21 protein-coding genes are annotated in these 16,144 nt (G+C 61.6%); 17 read left to right on the plus strand and 4 right to left on the minus strand.

Annotated features, from left to right (window positions below; translation table 11 throughout):
- Positions 1-43: 43 nt before the first annotated feature.
- Entirely contained in the window at positions 44-964 is a 921-nt protein-coding gene (locus ACK3CV_RS15240; RefSeq protein ID WP_164134347.1) for a LysR family transcriptional regulator, read from the minus strand.
- Between the two features lie 128 nt (positions 965-1,092).
- On the opposite strand from ACK3CV_RS15240, the gene ACK3CV_RS15245 reads away from it, so the two are divergent.
- Positions 1,093-1,692, plus strand: coding sequence for an FMN-dependent NADH-azoreductase (locus tag ACK3CV_RS15245; protein WP_164140867.1), 600 nt, complete (start codon positions 1,093-1,095; stop codon positions 1,690-1,692).
- 180 nt (positions 1,693-1,872) lie between these two features.
- Here ACK3CV_RS15245 and ACK3CV_RS15250 read toward each other — a convergent pair whose 3' ends face one another.
- Both ACK3CV_RS15250 and fliE read right to left on the minus strand, forming a co-directional pair.
- Entirely contained in the window at positions 1,873-2,073 is a 201-nt protein-coding gene (locus ACK3CV_RS15250; RefSeq protein ID WP_039565525.1) for a hypothetical protein, read from the minus strand.
- A gap of 80 nt (positions 2,074-2,153) precedes the next feature.
- The gene (gene fliE / locus ACK3CV_RS15255) at positions 2,154-2,468 is read right to left on the minus strand and encodes a flagellar hook-basal body complex protein FliE (protein WP_033638515.1); all 315 of its coding nucleotides are present in this window, start codon (positions 2,466-2,468) and stop codon (positions 2,154-2,156) included.
- Between the two features lie 314 nt (positions 2,469-2,782).
- Between fliE and fliF the strand changes: the two genes are divergently transcribed.
- From fliF to ACK3CV_RS15335, 16 genes are all read left to right on the plus strand, one after another.
- Positions 2,783-4,483 carry a flagellar basal-body MS-ring/collar protein FliF gene (gene fliF, locus ACK3CV_RS15260; RefSeq protein ID WP_033653643.1) on the plus strand — a complete coding sequence of 567 codons (1,701 nt, stop codon included), beginning with the start codon at positions 2,783-2,785 and terminating at the stop codon, positions 4,481-4,483.
- On the plus strand, positions 4,480-5,472 hold the full coding sequence (gene fliG / locus ACK3CV_RS15265; RefSeq protein ID WP_033634975.1) for a flagellar motor switch protein FliG: 993 nt from the start codon (positions 4,480-4,482) through the stop codon (positions 5,470-5,472). Before fliF ends, fliG begins: the two co-directional genes overlap by 4 nt.
- Positions 5,465-6,169: a flagellar assembly protein FliH gene (fliH, locus tag ACK3CV_RS15270; RefSeq protein WP_033653642.1), complete on the plus strand. Its 705-nt coding sequence runs from the start codon at positions 5,465-5,467 to the stop codon at positions 6,167-6,169. The genes fliG and fliH overlap by 8 nt, the downstream gene beginning before the upstream one ends.
- The gene (gene fliI / locus ACK3CV_RS15275; RefSeq protein WP_033634977.1) at positions 6,169-7,530 is read left to right on the plus strand and encodes a flagellar protein export ATPase FliI; all 1,362 of its coding nucleotides are present in this window, start codon (positions 6,169-6,171) and stop codon (positions 7,528-7,530) included. Before fliH ends, fliI begins: the two co-directional genes overlap by 1 nt.
- A 21-nt stretch (positions 7,531-7,551) precedes the next feature.
- On the plus strand, positions 7,552-7,998 hold the full coding sequence (fliJ, locus tag ACK3CV_RS15280) for a flagellar export protein FliJ (RefSeq protein ID WP_033647768.1): 447 nt from the start codon (positions 7,552-7,554) through the stop codon (positions 7,996-7,998).
- A complete protein-coding gene (locus tag ACK3CV_RS15285) occupies positions 7,995-9,227 on the plus strand; it encodes a flagellar hook-length control protein FliK (RefSeq protein WP_164140869.1) in 1,233 nt (410 codons plus the stop codon). Before fliJ ends, ACK3CV_RS15285 begins: the two co-directional genes overlap by 4 nt.
- A gap of 165 nt (positions 9,228-9,392) precedes the next feature.
- Positions 9,393-9,878: a flagellar basal body-associated protein FliL gene (gene fliL / locus ACK3CV_RS15290; protein ID WP_033634980.1), complete on the plus strand. Its 486-nt coding sequence runs from the start codon at positions 9,393-9,395 to the stop codon at positions 9,876-9,878.
- 5 nt (positions 9,879-9,883) lie between these two features.
- Positions 9,884-10,888 (plus strand): flagellar motor switch protein FliM, encoded by a 1,005-nt coding sequence (gene fliM, locus ACK3CV_RS15295; protein WP_033634981.1) that lies wholly within the window; start codon positions 9,884-9,886, stop codon positions 10,886-10,888.
- The gene (gene fliN, locus ACK3CV_RS15300; protein WP_004934799.1) at positions 10,881-11,297 is read left to right on the plus strand and encodes a flagellar motor switch protein FliN; all 417 of its coding nucleotides are present in this window, start codon (positions 10,881-10,883) and stop codon (positions 11,295-11,297) included. The genes fliM and fliN overlap by 8 nt, the downstream gene beginning before the upstream one ends.
- Positions 11,297-11,701, plus strand: a complete 405-nt coding sequence (gene fliO / locus ACK3CV_RS15305; protein WP_033647771.1) for a flagellar biosynthetic protein FliO — start codon at positions 11,297-11,299, stop codon at positions 11,699-11,701. The genes fliN and fliO overlap by 1 nt, the downstream gene beginning before the upstream one ends.
- A complete protein-coding gene (fliP, locus tag ACK3CV_RS15310) occupies positions 11,698-12,459 on the plus strand; it encodes a flagellar type III secretion system pore protein FliP (protein WP_025303257.1) in 762 nt (253 codons plus the stop codon). The genes fliO and fliP overlap by 4 nt, the downstream gene beginning before the upstream one ends.
- A 21-nt stretch (positions 12,460-12,480) precedes the next feature.
- Positions 12,481-12,750: a flagellar biosynthesis protein FliQ gene (gene fliQ, locus ACK3CV_RS15315; RefSeq protein ID WP_004934803.1), complete on the plus strand. Its 270-nt coding sequence runs from the start codon at positions 12,481-12,483 to the stop codon at positions 12,748-12,750.
- Positions 12,751-12,752: 2 nt separating this feature from the next.
- On the plus strand, positions 12,753-13,535 hold the full coding sequence (gene fliR / locus ACK3CV_RS15320; RefSeq protein ID WP_033647774.1) for a flagellar biosynthetic protein FliR: 783 nt from the start codon (positions 12,753-12,755) through the stop codon (positions 13,533-13,535).
- Between the two features lie 360 nt (positions 13,536-13,895).
- Positions 13,896-14,030 carry a stationary-phase-induced ribosome-associated protein gene (sra, locus tag ACK3CV_RS15325; protein WP_086556932.1) on the plus strand — a complete coding sequence of 45 codons (135 nt, stop codon included), beginning with the start codon at positions 13,896-13,898 and terminating at the stop codon, positions 14,028-14,030.
- A 358-nt stretch (positions 14,031-14,388) separates the two neighbouring features.
- Positions 14,389-14,655 carry a hypothetical protein gene (locus ACK3CV_RS15330; protein ID WP_164037575.1) on the plus strand — a complete coding sequence of 89 codons (267 nt, stop codon included), beginning with the start codon at positions 14,389-14,391 and terminating at the stop codon, positions 14,653-14,655.
- Between the two features lie 14 nt (positions 14,656-14,669).
- Positions 14,670-14,996 (plus strand): hypothetical protein, encoded by a 327-nt coding sequence (locus ACK3CV_RS15335; RefSeq protein ID WP_164037580.1) that lies wholly within the window; start codon positions 14,670-14,672, stop codon positions 14,994-14,996.
- Positions 14,997-15,182: 186 nt separating this feature from the next.
- Here ACK3CV_RS15335 and flgL read toward each other — a convergent pair whose 3' ends face one another.
- Positions 15,183-16,142 carry a flagellar hook-associated protein FlgL gene (gene flgL, locus ACK3CV_RS15340; RefSeq protein WP_164140871.1) on the minus strand — a complete coding sequence of 320 codons (960 nt, stop codon included), beginning with the start codon at positions 16,140-16,142 and terminating at the stop codon, positions 15,183-15,185.
- Positions 16,143-16,144 lie beyond the last annotated feature (2 nt).

A 16,144-nucleotide genomic window follows, 5' to 3' on the forward strand; every position in this document is an offset into this window, starting at 1 on the left:
CGGTACATTAACGCCCATTTCCTGTCGGCTGTCGCGCCGGCCATTACCGGAGCGGCGCAGCAAGCGCCAATTTTCCCGGCAGCTCCGCCACCAGTTTGTCCACCGCCAGCCGCACTTTGAGCGGTTGGTAAGGCATATAGGGCCACACTGCATTCACCGGAAAACTGAGGCTGGACTCACCGCGCATGATCTCCACCAGCGTCCCGGCCATCAGCCGATCGCGTACCAGCCACTCCGGCAGCCAGGCAATACCGGCGCCGGCGGAAACGGCATCGACGATCCCCTGCATGTCATCCATCATCATCTTGGCCGGTGGCCTGAACGGCCGCAGCTCGCCGTTTTCACCGCGAAGTTGCCAGGGCAACACGGCGCCGGCGTGCAGATACCCCACCGCCTGATGCCGGCTTAATGCCTCCACCGAAGTCGGTGCGCCGCAGCGCTGCACGTAGTCGGGCGAAGCGCACAGCAGCATGCCGTGTTCACCCAGGCGTCGGGCAACCAGACTGCCGCTGTCCGCCAGTTCGCCGATGCGAACCGCCAGATCGAACCCCTCGTCGATCAGATCGATCCTGCGGTCACTGAACGAAATTTCCAATGACAGTAACGGATGCTCATTCGCCAGCGCCGTCATCAAGGGCGCAATACACAGATGGCCGAACAACACCGGCATCGAGATCCTGAGCCGGCCGCTGACCTGCATCTTGCCGCTGTCCAGCTGGTTTTCCGCCGCCTGAACGTTCGCCAACGCCTGCCGACTGTGCTCATAGTACAGCGCCCCTTCATCCGTCAGGCTCAGGCTGCGGGTGGTGCGCATAAACAACATCACGCCAAGCCGCGCCTCGAGCCGCGACACGATTTTGCTGACCGCGGAGCGCGTCAGATGCAGTTTTTCTGCGGCGGCGGCAAAGCTGCCGCCTTCCGCCACGGCGACAAAGGCCGGCAGCGCGCTGAGATCGCTTTTCATCTTAATGCTTCCAAATTGGAATCAATGAAGTGAAAACCTATCACCACTGGTGAATATCGAGCAATGATAACCTGCAGTCATTCCGGAATGCCCGGTGAAACCGCCAATTACCGTCTGAGGACAACAGCATGAAAAAAATACTGGTGCTCAAATCCAGCATTATGGGAAACGACTCGCAGACCAACAACCTGATTGACCGCTATCTGGCGGAACGTCGGGCCAAAGGATATGAAGATCAGATCGTCGAACACGATCTGACGGCGTTGGATCTGCCGGTATTGGACGGCGAGCTGTTCAGTGCGCTGCGCGGCGCAGATGACATCAGCCCACGCGCCAAAGCGGCGGTGGCGCTTTCCGATCGGTTGATCGCCGAACTGAAAGGGAGCGATCAGCTGCTGATCGGCGCGCCGATGTACAACCTCAACGTCCCGACCCAGCTGAAAAACTGGTTCGATCTGGTGGCCCGCGCCCGGCTGACGTTCAACTATACCGCCACCTACCCGGTCGGGCTGGTGGAAGGCGTCAATGCAGTGGTGTTCAGTTCACGCGGCGGCGTACACGCCGGCCAGCCGACCGACGCCGTGACGCCCTACCTGCGCTCGGTACTGGGGCTGATGGGGATCGGCGAGGTGCAGTTTATCTATGCCGAAGGGCTGGATATGAAACCGCACGGCCTCACTCAGGGGCTGGCGAATGCCCACCAGCGGATCGTGGCCTTGGTGGGCTGAAGCAAACGCACGGTAGCATTGATTTGTTATAACATAACAAATATGATGACCACGTCGACGCCACCTCGATGAGGTGTCGACGCTCCTACATCACATAAAGTTTTATCGCACTTTGAGCCAGCTATTCCGATAGCTGGTTTTTTTTGCCTGCGATAATGAAATGCTACCGGAGCCGCGGGTTCAATCGTGGCGGGCAGCGCGTTTCATTTCTCGCTCGCCGGGCGACTGCGTTTTGACGGACAGCGGCGCAACAAACGCTTTCCATTCCTTGCCGGCTTCCTGATGAGCCGCGTTTTTTTGGGCCGATGAATAGTCATCGTTTTGCCCGGCGCATCCGGACAGCGCCATAATGCCCACAGCAAGATACAGCGATTTGCACATCATCCTATCCTGATAATTAACCGTCGCTATAGGGTAACAGCGCCGACCCCAATGTCACTGCAAAATGACCGGCACGTTCATCACACCGGCATATTCATGATGTCCTGGTAGGCCGCGACCAGCTTGTTGCGCACCTGCACGCCCAGCTGCAGCGAGACCGATGATTTCTGCAGATCGACCATCACATCGTTCAGGCTGATGCCCGGCACGCCCAGTTCGAAATCCTGCGCCTGCTTGCGCGCCGTTTGCTGGGTCTCGCTGATCTTGCCGAGCGCCGCAGTCAGTTCGCTGGCGAAGCTGACGCCCTGCGGCGCCGTATTCTGCCCCATCTTGCCGGCCTGAACCGCCATGGTCTGCATCTGCTGCAGCACCCCTTCAATGCCCTGAATCGCCATCTGGTCCTCAATCATCTCGTCACGCCGGGTGACGTTTCACCCTGCACTTCTCCAATGATGCACACCCTAGCACAGCGTTTTCAGACCTAAAGCGGCTAATTAACTGCAAAAAACCCGGCTTATCGGGCAATCGGAATCGTCTGATAAGGCGAATAATGGCCTGCCCAGAAATGGGAGCGCCGCTATTTAGAAGATATGTGTATCAGGGAGTCTGTTTTGTCACACAACGCTAACCATACCGTTCATCAGCCTGGCAGGGAGCTGCTCAGCGGCCCATACGGGATCGTGAGCGCCATTGAAGGACGAGACCTAAAATGAGTGCTTCGATAACCGCCGGCGAAAGCCGCGACAACGGCCTGCAGGCCATCTGGAATCGTCTGCGCGCCAACCCGAAAATTCCGTTGCTGGTCGCCGCCTCCGCCGCGATCGCCATCGTTGTCGCGCTGCTGTTGTGGGTGAAAAGCCCTGACTACCGCGTGCTGTACAGCAATCTGAACGACCGCGACGGTGGCGCCATCGTCACCCAGCTGACGCAGATGAATATCCCTTACCGCTTCGCCGAGAATGGCGCGGCGCTGCTGATCCCGGCGGAAAAGGTGCATGAAACCCGCCTGCGCCTCGCGCAGCAAGGGCTGCCGAAGGGCGGCGCCGTCGGCTTCGAACTGCTGGATCAGGAAAAATTCGGCATCAGCCAATTCAGCGAACAGATCAACTATCAGCGCGCCCTTGAGGGCGAGCTGTCGCGCACTATCGAATCGCTGGGGCCGGTGCAAAACGCCCGCGTTCACCTGGCGCTGCCTAAACCTTCGCTGTTCGTGCGCGAACAGAAATCCCCTTCCGCGTCGGTGACGCTGACCCTGCAACCCGGCCGTGCGCTGGACGACGGCCAGATCAACGCCATCGTTTATATGGTGTCGAGCAGCGTCGCCGGCCTGCCGCCGGGCAACGTGACCGTGGTCGATCAGGCCGGGCGCCTGCTGACGCAGTCCGACGGCACCGGGCGCGATCTCAACGCCTCGCAGCTGAAATACGCCAACGAAGTCGAAAACGGCTTCCAGCGCCGCATTGAAGCGATCCTTGCCCCGGTGGTCGGCAGCGCCAACGTGCGTGCGCAGGTCACGGCACAGATCGACTTCGCCACTCGCGAACAAACCGATGAACAGTACCAGCCGAACCAGCAGCCGGACAAAGCCGCTATCCGCTCTCAGCAAACCAGCCTGAGCGAGCAGATCGGCGGGCCACAGGTGGGCGGCGTGCCGGGCGCGCTGTCCAATCAGCCGAGCGCGCCGGCCACCGCGCCGATTGAGACCGCCAAGCCGGCCACCGCCGCAGGCAACAATGCCAACGCGACCGCGCAAAACGCCGCGACCACCCGCAGCGCGGCGGCCAACGGCGTGCCGCAAAATACCCGTCGCGACGCGACCACCAACTACGAGCTCGACCGCACCATTCGTCACACCCAGCAAAAAGCCGGCACCGTGCAGCGTCTGTCGGTCGCCGTGGTGGTCAACTATCTGGGCACCGATAAAGACGGCAAACCGCAGCCGATGAGCAAAGAGCAGCTGGCGCAGATCGAAGCGCTGGTGCGTGAAGCGATGGGCTACTCCAGCAGCCGTGGCGACACCCTGAACGTGGTCAACACGCCGTTTACCGACACTCAGGTGACCGGTGGCGAACTGCCGTTCTGGCAAAGCCAGTCGTTTATCGATCGCCTGATCGACGCGGGCCGCTATCTGCTGGTGCTGCTGGTGGCCTGGCTGCTGTGGCGCAAACTGGTGCGGCCGCAGCTGCAACAGCGCCAGGCGGCGCAACAGGCCGCCGTCGCCGCCGCCAACGCCCCTGCCGCCAAAGCGGTCGACAGCAGCAAACCGAGCAACGAGGAGCTGGCGCAGCGTCGTAAATCGCAGCAGCGCGTCAGCGCAGAAGTCCAGAGCCAGCGGATCCGCGATCTGGCTGACAAAGACCCACGCGTGGTCGCTCTGGTAATCCGCCAATGGATGAGTAACGAGATATGAGCCTGACCGGAACCGACAAAAGCGCCATCCTGCTGATGACGCTGGGTGAAGATCGCGCGGCGGAGGTGTTCAAACACCTCTCCTCGCGGGAAGTACAGCTGCTGAGCGGCACCATGGCCGGCATGAGCCAGGTTTCACACAAACAGCTCGGCGAAATACTGACCGAGTTCGAAGACGACGCCGAGCAATACGCGGCGCTGAGCGTCAACGCCAGCGACTACCTGCGTTCGGTGCTGGTCAAGGCGCTGGGCGAAGAGCGCGCCGCCAGCCTGCTGGAAGACATTCTCGAATCGCGCGAGACCACCACCGGCATGGAAACGCTCAACTTTATGGAGCCGCAGAGCGCCGCCGATCTGATCCGCGACGAACACCCGCAGATCATCGCCACTATCCTGGTGCACCTCAAACGCGGCCAGGCGGCGGATATCCTGGCCCTGTTCGACGAACGCCTGCGCAACGACGTGATGCTGCGTATCGCCACCTTCGGCGGCGTGCAGCCGGCGGCGCTGGCGGAGCTGACCGAAGTGCTGAACAACCTGCTCGACGGCCAGAACCTCAAACGCAGCAAAATGGGCGGGGTGCGCACCGCCGCCGAGATCATCAACCTGATGAAAACCCAGCAGGAAGAAGCGGTCATCGACGCGATGCGCGAATACGACGGCGAGCTGGCGCAGAAGATCATCGACGAGATGTTCCTGTTCGAAAACCTGGTGGAAGTCGACGATCGCAGTATCCAACGCCTGCTGCAGGAAGTGGAAGGCGAGTCGCTGCTGATCGCCTTGAAAGGCGCCGAGCAGCCGCTGCGCGAGAAGTTCCTCAAGAACATGTCGCAACGCGCCGCCGACATCCTGCGCGACGATCTGGCCAACCGTGGGCCGGTGCGCATGTCGCAGGTGGAGAACGAGCAGAAAGCCATCCTGCTGGTGGTGAGACGCCTGGCGGAAAGCGGCGAAATGATCATCGGCGGCGGCGAGGACACCTATGTCTGATCGCATTAACACCCTGCCCTGGCAGCCCTGGTCGCTCAACGATCTGGGCGAACAGAAACCGGCGATCGAACTGCCGCAGTTGCCGGATCTCGAACTTGACGATCCGTCGCCGGACGCACAGGCCGAATTGCAACAGCAGTTGGCGACGCTGCGCCTGCAGGCGGAGCAACAGGGCCAACAGTTGGGCTATACCGACGGCCAGCAAAAAGGCTATGAGGCCGGTTTTCAGTCCGGACTGGAGGAAGGCCGCCAGCAAGGGCTGCTGGAAGCGCAACAGCAGCAACAGCCGCTGACCGCCCACTGGCAGCAGCTGGTCACCGAATTCCAGCACACGCTGGACGCGCTCGACAGCGTGATCGCTTCGCGGCTGATGCAGCTGGCGCTGACCGCCGCCAAGCAGGTGCTGGGCCAGCCGCCGGTATGCGACGGCACCGCCCTGCTGGCGCAGATCCAACAGCTGATTCAGCAGGAACCGATGTTCAACGGCAAGCCGCAGCTGCGGGTACACCCGGACGACTACTCGCGCGTCGAGCAGCAGCTGGGGGTCACCCTCAGCCTGCACGGCTGGCGCCTGCTGGCGGACGGCGAACTGCATCCGGGCGGCTGCAAGGTCAGCGCCGAGGAAGGCGATCTCGACGCCAGCCTGGCGACGCGCTGGCATGAATTGTGCCGCCTGGCGGCACCGGGAGAAGTCTGATGACCGCGCGTCTCGGCCGCTGGCTGAGCTCTCTGGATACGCTGGAAAAACGCATCGCGCGCGCGCCGATGGTGCGCCGCTACGGCCGCCTGACCCGCGCCACCGGATTGGTGTTGGAAGCCACCGGCCTGCAGCTGCCGCTCGGCGCGACCTGCCTCATCGAACGGCACGACGCCGGTGAGGTGCAGGAAGTGGAAAGCGAAGTGGTCGGCTTCAACGGCCAGCGGCTGTTCCTGATGCCGCTGGAAGAGGTGGAAGGCATCGTGCCGGGCGCGCGGGTTTACGCCCGCATCGCGCCGGAAGGCCAAAGCGCCGGCAAACAGCTGCCGCTCGGCCCGGCCCTGTTGGGGCGGGTGCTGGACGGCAGCGCCAAACCGCTCGACGGCCTGCCTTCACCGGAAACCGGTTACCGCGCGCCGCTGATCACCGCGCCGTTCAACCCCTTGCAGCGCACGCCGATCGAGCAGGTGCTGGACGTGGGGGTGCGCACCATCAACGGCCTGCTGACCGTCGGCCGCGGCCAGCGCATGGGCCTGTTCGCCGGCTCCGGCGTCGGCAAGAGCGTGCTGCTCGGCATGATGGCCCGTTATACCCAGGCGGATGTGATCGTCGTTGGCCTGATCGGCGAACGTGGCCGCGAGGTCAAAGACTTTATCGAGAACATTCTCGGCGCCGAAGGCCGGGCGCGATCGGTGGTGATCGCCGCGCCGGCGGACGTCTCGCCGCTGCTGCGCATGCAGGGGGCGGCCTACGCCACCCGCATCGCCGAGGATTTCCGCGATCGCGGGCAGCATGTGTTGCTGATCATGGACTCCCTCACCCGCTACGCCATGGCGCAGCGTGAGATCGCCCTGGCCATCGGCGAGCCGCCGGCGACCAAAGGCTATCCGCCGTCGGTCTTCGCCAAGCTGCCTGCGCTGGTGGAACGCGCGGGCAACGGCATCAGCGGCGGCGGTTCCATCACCGCCTTCTACACCGTGTTGACCGAAGGGGACGATCAGCAAGACCCGATAGCTGACTCGGCGCGCGCCATCCTCGATGGCCACGTGGTGCTGTCCCGGCGCCTGGCGGAAGCCGGTCACTACCCGGCGATCGACATCGAAGCGTCAATCAGCCGCGCCATGACGTCGCTGATCGACGAAGAGCATTACCGCCGGGTGCGCACCTTCAAACAGATGCTGGCCAGCTATCAGCGCAACCGCGACCTGATCAGCGTCGGCGCCTACGCGGCGGGCAGCGATCCGTTGCTGGACAAAGCGATGACGCTGTATCCGCAGATGGAAGCCTACCTGCAACAGGGCATCTTTGAACGCAGCGGCTACGATGAAGCCTGTCAACAGCTGCAGCAGTTGATTGTTTAACGTCACCAGAGGCGCACAGCGATGAAATCACAGTCACCCCTGATTACCCTGCGCGATCTGGCGCAGGATGCGGTGGAACAGGCCGCGCAACAGCTGGGCCAGGTACGGCAGGCGCAGCAGGCGGCGGAGCAACAGCTGTCGATGCTGCTCAACTATCAGGACGAATACCGCCAGAAGCTGAATCATACGCTCTGCGACGGCATGGACAGCTCACGCTGGCAAAACTACCAGCAGTTTATCGGCACGCTGGAACAGGCCATCGACCAGCACCGCCAGCAGCTGCTGCAGTGGGGGCAGAAAGTGGATCATGCGGTGAAGCAATGGCAAGACAAACAACAGCGGCTGAACGCTTTCGAGACCCTGCATACCCGCGCTCTGACGGCGGAGCAGCAGCAGGAGAACAAACGGGATCAAAAACTGATGGATGAGTTCGCTCAACGCAGTGCACAAAGGAATATCAACCCATGAATCTGAACGCCCTGCCCGGCCTGGCCTTACCCGGCGACGCCGGCGGCCTGGCCGAACTGACCTCGGCGCTGGATGAAAGCCAGCTGTCGTCCGCTTTCGCCCAGTTGCTCGGCGCCCGTTTCGCGCCCGCCGCCGACGGCAAACAACCGCCGGTCGCGTTGAGCGCGGACGAAGAACGCGCCCCGGCCCTGAGCCGCAACCAGCTCAATCAACTGCTGGCCACCTTCGGCGAGCGCGGCGGCCTGCTGCCGGGCCAGACGCCCTCAGCCGACGCGCTTTCGCCTGAGGGCGCCGAGGGCGAAGCGCCCGCCGCCGGCGACAAACCGGCGCAGCCGCCGATCGCCGCCGCCAAAGAGCTGGATGCCGCTACGCTGCAGGCGCTGTACGCCATGCTGCCGGCCGCGATCGTCGCCCAGACTCAGCCAGCCGAAGGCCAACGCTCGCTGCCGGTGGAAAGCGCTGACGAGGCGACTGCGCTGCAGCCCGGCAACGGCCTGCTGAACATCGCGGCGGCCGGTGATAAAACCGCCACACATTCATCGGCATCCCCTGCTCCGTCGCCGACGGGCGCGAAAACGCCTGCCGCCGACGGCGACAATGCCTCGGCGGCGCTCCCGCAACCGACCAACGGCGAACGCGCAAGCACCGCACAACCGCTACAGGCGGGCGATACGCCACAGCAGCCGCCGCTCAATCACGCCGTCGCCCTGGCCGCCGCCAGCCCGACGCAAACCGCCGCCCCGGCCAGCGCACTGGTGACCGCGCCGCCTGTGCCGCAGCTCAACGCGCAGCTGGGCAGCCCGGAGTGGCAGCAGGCGTTGAGCCAACAGGTGCTGATGTTCCACCGCAACGGCCAGCAGAGCGCCGAGCTGCGCCTGCACCCGCAGGAACTGGGCGCCCTGCAGATCACGCTAAAGCTGGACGATCAGCAGGCGCAGCTGCACATCGCCTCCGCTCACGGCCAGGTGCGTGCGGCGGTGGAAGCGGCGATGCCGCAGCTGCGTCACGCGCTGGCGGAGAGCGGCATCAACCTGGGGCAAAGCAGCGTGGGCGGCGAGTCCACGCCGCAATGGCAGCAACAGGCACAGCAGCAGGCTTCCAACGGCCAGGGGCGTGCCAGCTATGCGGAACATCATGGCGGTGACGCTGCGGCCGCCGAGGGCATCAGCGCACCGGTGGCGCTGCAGCGCATGGCCAGTGCGGTCAACGGCGTCGATATTTTCGCCTGAGCCGCCGCAAACGCCCAAGCTGGCACCCATTTCCGCGTCTATTCAGGCTATTGCACGCCGCAATAGACGCGATAATACCTTTACATGTCATGCGTGCGGCTTTGCCGCGCGCTATGCCCGCCGCCTCGCCGGCCGCGGGTGGAACAACAGGAATTAGATTTGGCTATGTCTCAGAACACCCTTCCCGCAGCACCGAAACGCTCCCTTCTGGTCATCCTGCTGGTGTTGATCAGCGTCGTCGCCTGTGGCGCCGCGGGCTACAGCTGGTGGCTGCTGCAACAGCATAAAAACGGCGCCGAACCGGCCGCCGCCAAACAGCAACCGCCGGCCGCGCCGGTGTTCATGCCGCTCGACACCTTTACCGTCAACCTGGTGACGCCGGACAACAACCCGGATCGCGTGCTGTACATCGGCCTCACGCTGCGTCTGCCGGACGAAAGTACCCGCCGTCAGCTGAACGATTTTCTGCCGGAAGTGCGCAGCCGTCTGCTGATGCTGCTCTCCCGTCAGGAAGCGAGCCAGCTGGCCAATGAACAAGGGAAGCAACGGTTGGTGGCGCAGATTAAGGACGTGCTCAGCCCGCCGCTGGTTAAGGGACAACCGAAGCAGGTGGTCAGCGATGTGCTGTTCACCGCCTTCATACTGCGGTAATCACTATGGGCGACAGCATTCTTTCACAGGCAGAGATCGACGCCTTGCTCAACGGCGACAGCGCGGGTGATGAACCCGAAGCGATAGTCGGCAAAGAGAGCGAGGTCAAGCCTTACGATCCGACCACCCAGCGCCGCGTGGTGCGCGAGCGTCTGCACGCGCTGGAAATCATCAACGAACGTTTTGCCCGGCAGTTCCGCATGGGGTTGTTCAACCTGCTGCGCCGCAGCCCGGACATTACCGTCGGCCCGATCAAAATCCAGCCGTATCACGAGTTCGCCCGCAACCTGCCGGTGCCGACCAACCTGAACCTGGTGCATCTGAACCCGCTGCGCGGCACCGCCCTGTTCGTGTTCGCGCCGAGCCTGGTGTTCATCGCCGTCGATAACCTGTTCGGCGGCGACGGCCGCTTCCCGACCAAGGTCGAAGGCCGCGAGTTCACCCCGACCGAACAGCGGGTGATCAAGCGCATGCTGCGCCTGGCGCTGGACGCCTACGGCGACGCCTGGAGCGCCATCTACAAGATCGACGTGGAGTACGTACGCGCCGAAATGCAGGTGAAGTTCACCAACATCACCACTTCGCCGAACGATATCGTGGTCACCACGCCGTTCCAGGTGGAGATCGGCGCGCTGACCGGCGAGTTCAACATCTGCATTCCGTTCGCCATGATTGAGCCGCTGCGCGAGCTGTTGACCAACCCGCCGTTGGAAAACTCGCGGCAGGAAGACAGCCATTGGCGCGAAACGCTGGTGAAGCAGGTGCAGCACTCCGAACTGGAGCTTATCGCCAACTTCGTCGATATCCCGATGCGGCTGTCCAAAGTCCTGAAGCTGCAGCCGGGCGATGTATTACCGATAGACAAGCCGGAACGCCTGATTGCCCATGTGGACGGCGTGCCGGTACTGACCAGCCAATACGGCACGTTGAACGGGCAATATGCCCTGCGTGTTGAACATTTGATTAACCCTATTTTGAATGCTCTGAGTGAGGAACAGCCCAATGAGTGATCCTAAGCAACCGTCTGGCGAAGGAAAGGAATCCGTAGACGATCTGTGGGCTGATGCGTTTAACGAGCAGCAGTCCTCAGAGAAGTCCGGCGCGAGCACCGAAGGGGTGTTCAAGTCGCTGGAAGCTCAGGATGCGCTCGGCAGCCTGCAGGATATCGACCTGATTCTGGATATTCCGGTCAAGCTGACCGTGGAACTGGGGCGCACCAAGATGACCATCAAAGAGCTGCTGCGCCTGTCGCAAGGCTCGGTGGTAGCGCTGGACGGCCTGGCCGGCGAGCCGCTGGACATCCTGATCAACGGTTACCTGATCGCACAAGGTGAAGTGGTGGTGGTGGCCGACAAGTTCGGCGTGCGCATCACCGACATCATCACCCCGTCCGAACGCATGCGTCGACTGAGCCGCTGATGACCGTCGCGGCGCCCGTTACCGTCCAAAGCAGCCAACCACCCGCCGCGCCGGCCTTGCCGGCCGGTTCGGTGTTGATGCAGGTCAGCAGCGCGCTCGGCGGCATTCTGCTGCTGATCCTGCTGGCCGGTTGGCTGTTCCGCCGGCTGGGCTTCGCCCCGCAGGCGCGCAACAACAAGCTACTCAACCTGCGCGCCAGTTGCCAGGTCGGGCAGCGCGAGCGCGTGGTGGTGGTGGAAGTCGACGACACCTTGCTGGTATTGGGCGTCACCGCCCAGCAGATCACCCCGCTGCACACCCTGCCTGCCCCGCCGAAAGACGAGGGCGCGGCCGACGCGGCGACGCCGGCGGACTTCCGCCAACTGATGCAAAAAGTTCTGAAACGCCCGGAAAAATCGGCATGACCTCAACTCTTCATACCCTCGTCCGCCGTCCGGCGGTTTGGCTCCCTGCCGCCCTGCTGTTCATCAGCCCGGCGGCTTTGGCGCAACTGCCGGGGCTGATCAGCCAGCCGCTGGCCAACGGCGGCCAAAGCTGGTCGCTGCCGGTGCAGACGCTGGTGCTGTTGACCTCGCTGACCTTCCTGCCCGCCATGCTGCTGATGATGACCAGCTTCACCCGCATCATCATCGTGCTCGGGCTGCTGCGCAACGCGCTGGGCACCCCGTCGGCGCCGCCGAACCAGGTGATGCTGGGGCTGGCGCTGTTCCTGACTTTCTTCATCATGTCGCCGGTGTTCGACAAGGTCTATCAGGATGCCTACCTGCCGTTCAGCCAGGACAAGATCGGGTTGGAGGTCGCGCTGGATAAAGGCGCGCAGCCGCTGCGCGAATTCATGCTGCGCCAAACGCGCGAAACCGATCTGGCGCTGTACGCCAGGCTGGCCAATCAGCCACCGCTGGCCGGCCCGGAGGCGGTGCCGATGCGCATCCTGCTGCCCGCCTACGTCACCAGCGAACTGAAAACCGCCTTCCAGATCGGCTTTACGGTGTTCATTCCGTTCCTGATTATCGACCTGGTGGTCGCCAGCGTGCTGATGGCGCTGGGGATGATGATGGTGCCGCCGGCCACCATCTCGCTGCCGTTCAAGCTGATGCTGTTCGTGCTGGTCGATGGCTGGCAGCTGCTGCTCGGCTCGCTGGCGCAGAGTTTCTATTCGTAACCCCCGACCGGAGAACGCGAGATGACACCTGAATCGGTTATGGCGCTCGGCACCGAAGCGATGAAAGTGGCGCTGGCGCTGGCCGCCCCGCTGCTGCTGGCGGCGCTGATCAGCGGCCTGGTGGTCAGCCTGCTGCAGGCCGCCACCCAAATCAACGAAATGACGCTGTCGTTCATCCCCAAAATTCTGGCGGTGGTGGCCACCATCATCATCGCCGGCCCTTGGATGTTGAACCTGCTGCTGGACTACATGCGCACCCTGTTCAGCAACCTGCCCACCCTGATCGGCTAACCGTGCTCACCTTCGACAGCGCGCAGCTCACCGTTTGGCTCAGCCACTATTTTTGGCCGCTGCTGCGCATTCTGGCGCTGATAAGCACCGCGCCGGTATTCAGCGAAAAGCAAATCAGCAAAAAGGTCAAAATCGGCCTTGGCGGGCTGATCGTCATCCTGATCGCGCCGACGCTGCCCGCCAGCAATATCCCGATCTTCTCCGCCGCCGGCCTGTGGCTGGCGATTCAACAGATTCTGATCGGCGTGGCGCTGGGATTGACCATGCAGTTCGCCTTCGCGGCGGTGCGCCTGGCGGGCGAAGTGATCGGCATGCAGATGGGCCTGTCGTTCGCCACCTTCTTCGATCCCAGCGGCGGCCCGAACATGCCGGTGCTGGCGCGCCTGCTCAACCTGCTGGCGATGCTGCTGTTCCTCAGCTTCGACGGCCATCTGTGGCTGATTTCGCTGCTGGCAGACAGCTTCCACACCCTGCCTGTCCAAACGCAGCCGCTGAACGGCAACGGCTTCCTGGTACTGACCCAGGTCGGCTCGCTAATCTTCATCAACGGCATGATGCTGGCGCTGCCGCTGATCTGCCTGCTGTTGACGCTGAACATGGCGCTCGGCTTGCTCAACCGCATGACGCCGCAGCTGTCGGTCTTCGTGATCGGTTTCCCGGTCACCATGACCTTCGGCATCATGACGCTGGGCATGATGATGCCGATGCTGGCGCCGTTCTGCGAACATCTGTTCGGTGAAATCTTCGATCGGCTGGCGGCGGTGATCGGCGGCATGACCTTCTGAATCCCTGCTCCGCCCCTTCTTTCCCTCCCGCTTCCCTCTGAGACAAAATGGCAATAAAAACGCTTTCCTGGAACAAAAGCCTGAGAAACGTCTTTTATCCGGATTAAGGTTCAAATGTCTCCGGCGGCTTGAATAAATAAAACCCCGACCTAGAATAGACCCGGTAACAAAAAAATATCGCCTTGCACCTCCTTGATTTTCCGCGGCGATAAAATACGTTTATCTCGAGTAAAAAATAAAAACAACTCAGTCACGCATTGTTAAATGCGCGGCAGATAACTGACACCCTGAATAAATGCGTCCGGCGCCTGCCGGCTGCAGGGCGCAGCATCGACCTTTGCTAACCACAGGAGCGAGATCATGATTAAGGCGAAAAGCAACCGCAAGGCACGCCGGTTATTCGGTTTGACCCACTGGAAAAGCAACAAGTTTAGAGTTTCTTTTACCGAGACGGCCGACGGCGGAAAATGGAAAGTGGTGAAGAAAAAGAAATAATACCGTACGGTTTTTAGCAAAACACTCCGGGTTGCGCCCGTATCCGGCCTCTGCTACGCCATTCGACGCTGCACCGGGACGGCAACCCGGCTCCTGCCGTAACAGGCATTGATCACCCGTCGGCAAGCCATGTCGACATCCTGTGCATTTCATTGTCAGGAATGAAATAATGCAGCACGTCGCCCTCGCTGCCACGCTAAATTTAGAGATAATGCATTAATAATTTGATTTACTCACACCTCTTATTTATCCGCTGACAAGAAAAATCGATTTTGCCCCTTATTCCCCCAGCGTTATATTGAGAACGACCTTGCAGACAGCACGCTGCAAATCTCACCAAAATATAATCGGCGTAAATATGAAGATACAATTTCAGCTGAGTGATTTATTTATCTCCGGCATTGCCCTCTTGATCATGAGCACCATTTTAAACACGTTGGGCTTTTCATGGGGTTTGTTTGTTCTGCCGCCTGGCGTCGATAGGTTTGTCATCATCCTGTTTACTTTGTTCGGGTCATTAAAACTGGCCGAGTATATCTGCAAACCCATACGGCGGCTGCTCAATGCAAGCCGCAAGCCTCAAATCAAAAACAACAACCCTAAAAATAACGCGAAGTCGCGTTAACAGGAGATCGACCTATGTTGAGAGAACTGACCAGAGAAGAAATGCAACGGATGAGCGGCGCCGGCGACGGCAATAACGGCGGCGACCGAGATCGCGACTATAGCCGAAGCTCCTACGGCGCGCAGGCGAACGGCTTCCAGCCTAATTGGGCGGCGAAAGGCTATGGGCTATTTCAGGATCCTTGTACCGGCGCTGTGGTTACCGGTGCCATTGCCATGGCTGGCGCACTGACCAGCCGTAACGGCAGTGCGATTGGCACTGCGGCGGCCTCAGCCTTTGTCAACATAGGCAGTCAATGCACTAAAGGATCCGGCAACGATCGCGGCGTGCCTTTCCGCTGACGCTTAAGGTGAATGGGAACACGCAGACAAAAAAAGGCGCGTCGCTCAGTCAGTAGTGGGAGAACAAGCGACGCGCCAAACGAGTGCGCCCGGTTTCAAGAAGCCTCCCTCCCCGCGGGGCGGAGAGGGTATTTTCTAAGCGCACTAAAGGGAAACCCGTCGCGGTCAGGCAACGGGGTATTGCTCTTAACGATTCATCTGGAACAGCGACATGCCCTGCATATCGCTGAAGGTTTTATACGACGCCTGCAGCGCCGCCTGCTGCATAAAGTAAGACGAAATAGACTCGGCCAGATCGGCATCCGTCAACGCGCTCATCTGGACCTGGTTGGTCATGTCGCGCTCTTTGCCGATGCTGTCCAGCTGATCCATTTCCTGCAGCTGGCTACCCAGCTCGGCGCGCACACTCAGCACGTTGTTGTAAGAGTTGTCCAGGCCGCGGTTGGCTTTCGCCAGCGCATCGTTCACCTGCTGCCTGGTGGCCTCATCGGCGCCCTGCAGCGGGGTTTTCAACGCGTTCAGCGCGATATCGATACTCTCGAACACATTGCTGACCGGCGCGCTGCCGTCAGGCTCGGGCTTGGGATTGCTGGTCAACGACATGAACACCGCGTTGCCGGTATGGCCGATGGTCATGGTGCGGTTGGCGTCCACTTTCTGCTGAACCGTCTTGTCGCCGCCCTGATAGCTGACGGTGCCGCCGTTATCGACGAACGGCGCCTTGTCGTTCACATATCCGCCGAACATATAGCGGCCGTTGCCGTCGGTGCTGTTGGCCTGGTTCAGCAGTTGATCTTTCAGCCCCTGCAGCTGGGTGGCCAGCGACTGACGGTCGTTATCGCTTTCGGTGCCGCCGGCGCTGACGATCAGCGCCTTCATGCCCGCGATGGTGGACGTTGCGCCGGCCAAGACAGTTTCTTCCATCGACACGCTTTGGCGAGCGAAAGTGCGCGCCAGCGTGTATTGGCTGTTTTCCGCCTGCGACTGCGACAACATCACCGCGCGCGACGCCGCCAGCGGATCGTCGGACGGGTTGATCACCCGCTTGCCCGAGGAAAGCTGCTCGGCGGCCTTCATGAACAGCGACTGGTTGCCCGTGATGCCGTTCATGTTCTGTTGGTACATCATGCTGGTGCTCATGCGCATGC

The organism is Serratia sp. TSO36, assembly GCF_057808395.1.

Coding starts and splice junctions, on each gene's coding strand:
- fliI (WP_033634977.1), top strand. CDS start 6,169: ATGACCGCGCGTCTCGGCCGCTGGCTGAGCTCTCTGGATACGCTGGAA.
- fliP (WP_025303257.1), top strand. CDS start 11,698: ATGACCTCAACTCTTCATACCCTCGTCCGCCGTCCGGCGGTTTGGCTC.
- ACK3CV_RS15330 (WP_164037575.1), top strand. CDS start 14,389: ATGAAGATACAATTTCAGCTGAGTGATTTATTTATCTCCGGCATTGCC.
- fliN (WP_004934799.1), top strand. CDS start 10,881: ATGAGTGATCCTAAGCAACCGTCTGGCGAAGGAAAGGAATCCGTAGAC.
- fliL (WP_033634980.1), top strand. CDS start 9,393: ATGTCTCAGAACACCCTTCCCGCAGCACCGAAACGCTCCCTTCTGGTC.
- ACK3CV_RS15240 (WP_164134347.1), bottom strand. CDS start 964: ATGAAAAGCGATCTCAGCGCGCTGCCGGCCTTTGTCGCCGTGGCGGAA.
- ACK3CV_RS15250 (WP_039565525.1), bottom strand. CDS start 2,073: ATGTGCAAATCGCTGTATCTTGCTGTGGGCATTATGGCGCTGTCCGGA.
- fliJ (WP_033647768.1), top strand. CDS start 7,552: ATGAAATCACAGTCACCCCTGATTACCCTGCGCGATCTGGCGCAGGAT.
- fliM (WP_033634981.1), top strand. CDS start 9,884: ATGGGCGACAGCATTCTTTCACAGGCAGAGATCGACGCCTTGCTCAAC.
- ACK3CV_RS15335 (WP_164037580.1), top strand. CDS start 14,670: ATGTTGAGAGAACTGACCAGAGAAGAAATGCAACGGATGAGCGGCGCC.
- fliF (WP_033653643.1), top strand. CDS start 2,783: ATGAGTGCTTCGATAACCGCCGGCGAAAGCCGCGACAACGGCCTGCAG.
- fliG (WP_033634975.1), top strand. CDS start 4,480: ATGAGCCTGACCGGAACCGACAAAAGCGCCATCCTGCTGATGACGCTG.
- ACK3CV_RS15285 (WP_164140869.1), top strand. CDS start 7,995: ATGAATCTGAACGCCCTGCCCGGCCTGGCCTTACCCGGCGACGCCGGC.
- fliH (WP_033653642.1), top strand. CDS start 5,465: ATGTCTGATCGCATTAACACCCTGCCCTGGCAGCCCTGGTCGCTCAAC.
- fliQ (WP_004934803.1), top strand. CDS start 12,481: ATGACACCTGAATCGGTTATGGCGCTCGGCACCGAAGCGATGAAAGTG.
- ACK3CV_RS15245 (WP_164140867.1), top strand. CDS start 1,093: ATGAAAAAAATACTGGTGCTCAAATCCAGCATTATGGGAAACGACTCG.
- fliO (WP_033647771.1), top strand. CDS start 11,297: ATGACCGTCGCGGCGCCCGTTACCGTCCAAAGCAGCCAACCACCCGCC.
- sra (WP_086556932.1), top strand. CDS start 13,896: ATGATTAAGGCGAAAAGCAACCGCAAGGCACGCCGGTTATTCGGTTTG.
- fliE (WP_033638515.1), bottom strand. CDS start 2,468: ATGGCGATTCAGGGCATTGAAGGGGTGCTGCAGCAGATGCAGACCATG.
- flgL (WP_164140871.1), bottom strand. CDS start 16,142: ATGCGCATGAGCACCAGCATGATGTACCAACAGAACATGAACGGCATC.